Source organism: Burkholderia sp. E168m23, from assembly GCF_016586125.1.
In the GTDB taxonomy this organism is placed as follows: domain Bacteria; phylum Pseudomonadota; class Gammaproteobacteria; order Burkholderiales; family Burkholderiaceae; genus Burkholderia; species Burkholderia orbicola.
The window spans coordinates 1-3,365 of record NZ_BCPP01000811.1; the positions used below are offsets into that span (position 1 = coordinate 1).

Genomic DNA, 3,365 nt, shown 5'->3' on the forward strand with positions numbered 1-3,365 from the left:
CGCGCGGACGTGCCGGCGACGCTCGTCGGCCGGCGTGCGAATACCGCTCGACCCACCGTATCGAAATACGATCGGCGAGCCGCCACGCGGCTGTGCACCTGCGCGTCGAAACCGGCTGCGCGGAACATCGCGAGCCATTCGTCCGCGCGGTAGTCGCGCACGTGCGACGCGTCGCGCAGCACTTCCGCGGCCTGCAGGTACGTATCGAGCAGCGGATGGTCGTTGCCGGCGATGTCGATCATCAGCACACGGCCGCCCGGCTTCAGCACGCGGCGCACCTCGGCGAGCGCCGCGCGCATGTCGTGCCAGTGGTGCGCGCTCATCCGGCTCACGACCCAGTCGAACGTCGCGGTGTCGAACGGCAGCCGCTCGGCCGGCCCCTGCTGCGTGCGGACGTTCGCGAGCCCGCGTTCGCGCGCGGCCGCTTCGACGGTCGCGAGCATCGGCGCGGCGAGATCGTACGCGACCACGTCGCGCACGTGCGGAGCGACCGCGAAGCTCGCGTGGCCGGCGCCGCAACCGAGGTCGAGCACCGCGGCGTCGGGCGTCGCGCTCACCGCGTCGGCGAGCGTCTGCAGGTCGGCGCCCGTCGCATGAACCGTGCTCGTCAGATAGGCGGCGGCCGTCGTGCCGAATGCGTCGGCGACCTGGTCGTGGTGTTTCATCGTTCGCTCCTTTCCTTGATGCAGTCGGCCGATCCCGGCGCTTCAGCGCGCGATCCGGCCCCGTGCATCGCATTGTGTGGGACGCCCGCTGCCCTGCCAGCGCGCGAGCCGCTACAATAGGCCTGCGCTTGTACCAGTACAAGTTAAGTAGTTATTCTGGTATTCGATCCACCTGTCTGATCGTTCGATCGTTGCCGCGTTTTCGCTTCCACTTCGCCGTTTCCGCATGAACCAGCCGTCCTCCGCCCCCGTCCCGCCGCTCGACGCCACGCCCGCCCGCGCGCTCGGCGAATTCATCCGCGCCCACCGCGAGCGGCTGTCGCCGCAGGCGGTCGGCCTGCCGCCCGGCCCGCGCCGCCGCACGCCGGGGCTGCGGCGCGAGGAAGTCGCGCAACTGTGCGGCGTGAGCCCGACCTGGTACACGTGGATCGAACAGGGCCGGCCCGTGTCGGCCTCCGCCGACGCGCTCGCCCGGATCGCCGTCGCGCTACAGCTGTCGAAGGCCGAGCGCGCGTACCTGTTCGAGCTGGCCGCGCAGCGCGACCCGGCCGAGCCCGACGTCGCGGGCGGCGACCTGCCGCCGACGCTCGCCGCCACCGTCGCGGCCATCGCGACGCCAGCCTACGTGCTCGATCGCCAATGGAACGCGCTCGCGTGGAACGCGCCGGCCGCCGCGCTCTTTTCCGGCTGGCTCGACGACGAGCACGACCGCAACCTGCTGCGCTTCACGTTCATGTCGCCGGCCGCACGCACGCTGATCGTCGACTGGGACACCCGCGCGCGGCGGCTCGCGGCCGAATTCCGCGCCGATGCGATCCGCCACCTGACCGACGCGCCGACGCGCGCGCTGATCGACGCGCTGACCACCGGCAGCGACGCGTTCGCACAGTACTGGGCGTCGCAGGACGTGTTCGAGCGCGAAGGCGGCCTGCGCGAATTCGACCATCCGGCCGATGGCCGTCTGGTGTACCAGCAGATCACGCTGAAGCCCACGCACCGCGAGGACCTGAAGCTCGTCGTGCTGGTGCGCGACTGAGCGCGCCGGCCCCCGCGCCGGCGGCGGTCGGCCGGCCCGCGAATGTTAGAATCGCGGGATTCCCTCGGCGGCTCACGGCCGCCCAACTCCCCTTCGAAGAATCGCCATGACGTCCCAACTGCACAAAAAGGGCGAGGCCTGGTCGGCCCGCTTCTCGGAACCGATGTCGGAGCTGGTCAAGCGCTACACGTCGTCGGTGTTTTTCGACAAGCGCCTCGCGCTCGTCGACATCGCCGGCTCGCTCGCGCACGCGAACATGCTCGCCGCGCAGAAGATCATCAACGCCGACGACCTCGCCGCGATCGAACGCGGGATGGCGCAGATCAAGGGCGAGATCGAGCGCGGCGAATTCGAATGGCAGCTCGACCTGGAAGACGTCCACCTGAACATCGAGGCGCGCCTGACCGCGCTGATCGGCGATGCCGGCAAGCGCCTGCACACGGGCCGCTCGCGCAACGACCAGGTCGCGACCGACATCCGCCTGTGGCTGCGCGGCGAGATCGACCGCATCGGCGGCCTGCTGAACGACCTGCGCGGCGCGCTGATCGACCTCGCGGAACAGAACGCCGATACGATCATGCCCGGCTTCACGCACCTGCAGGTCGCGCAGCCGGTCACGTTCGGCCACCACCTGCTCGCGTACGTCGAGATGTTCACGCGCGACGCCGAACGCATGCGCGACTGCCGCACCCGCGTGAACCGCCTGCCGCTCGGCGCGGCCGCGCTCGCGGGCACGAGCTACCCGATCGACCGTCACGCGGTCGCGAAGACGCTCGGCTTCGACGGCATCTGCGCGAACTCGCTCGACGCGGTGTCCGATCGCGACTTCGCGATCGAATTCACGGCGGCGTCCGCGCTCGTGATGACGCACGTGTCGCGCTTCTCCGAAGAACTCGTGCTGTGGATGAGCCCGCGCGTCGGCTTCATCGACATCGCCGACCGCTTCTGCACCGGCAGCTCGATCATGCCGCAGAAGAAGAACCCGGACGTGCCCGAGCTCGCGCGCGGCAAGACCGGCCGCGTGAACGGCCACCTGATGGCGCTCCTCACGCTGATGAAGGGCCAGCCGCTCGCGTACAACAAGGACAACCAGGAAGACAAGGAACCGCTGTTCGACACGGTCGACACCGTCGCCGACACGCTGCGGATCTTCGCCGAGATGGTCGCCGGCATCACCGTGAAGCCGGACGCGATGCGCGCGGCCGCGCTGCAGGGCTTCTCGACCGCCACCGACCTCGCCGACTACCTGGTCAAGCGCGGCCTGCCGTTCCGCGACGCGCACGAAGCCGTCGCGCACGCGGTGAAGATCTGCGACGACCGCGGCATCGACCTCGCCGACCTGACGCTCGACGAGATGAAGCAGGAACTGCCGAACGTCGCGCACCTGATCGGCGACGACGTGTTCGGCTACCTGACGCTCGAAGGGTCGGTCGCGAGCCGCAACCATCCGGGCGGCACCTCGCCCGATCAGGTGCGTGCGGCCGTCAAGGCGGCCCGCGCCGCGCTGGCCAAGTAACGGCCTGCGGTTCCGGACGGACGCCTTCGGCGTCCGTTTTTCATTCGGGCGGCCCTCGCGCCGCCCGCTGCTTTCCCCGCTTCACGGATGCCCCCGATGACCTTTTCCGCCGCGCTCTTCGACATGGACGGCCTGCTCGTCGATTCCG

2 protein-coding genes and 1 pseudogene are annotated in these 3,365 nt (G+C 70.0%); 2 read left to right on the top strand and 1 reads right to left on the bottom strand.

Annotated features, from left to right (window positions below):
- Nucleotides 1–665, bottom strand: a pseudogene (locus JMF90_RS30050) (class I SAM-dependent methyltransferase); the annotation flags it as partial.
- Nucleotides 666–891: 226 nt separating this feature from the next.
- On the opposite strand from JMF90_RS30050, the gene JMF90_RS30055 reads away from it, so the two are divergent.
- Both JMF90_RS30055 and argH read left to right on the top strand, forming a co-directional pair.
- Nucleotides 892–1,701 (top strand): helix-turn-helix transcriptional regulator, encoded by an 810-nt coding sequence (locus tag JMF90_RS30055; RefSeq protein ID WP_011545950.1) that lies wholly within the window; start codon nt 892–894, stop codon nt 1,699–1,701.
- A 106-nt stretch (nt 1,702–1,807) separates the two neighbouring features.
- On the top strand, nt 1,808–3,217 hold the full coding sequence (gene argH / locus JMF90_RS30060; protein ID WP_011545952.1) for an argininosuccinate lyase: 1,410 nt from the start codon (nt 1,808–1,810) through the stop codon (nt 3,215–3,217).
- Nucleotides 3,218–3,365: the final 148 nt, after the last annotated feature.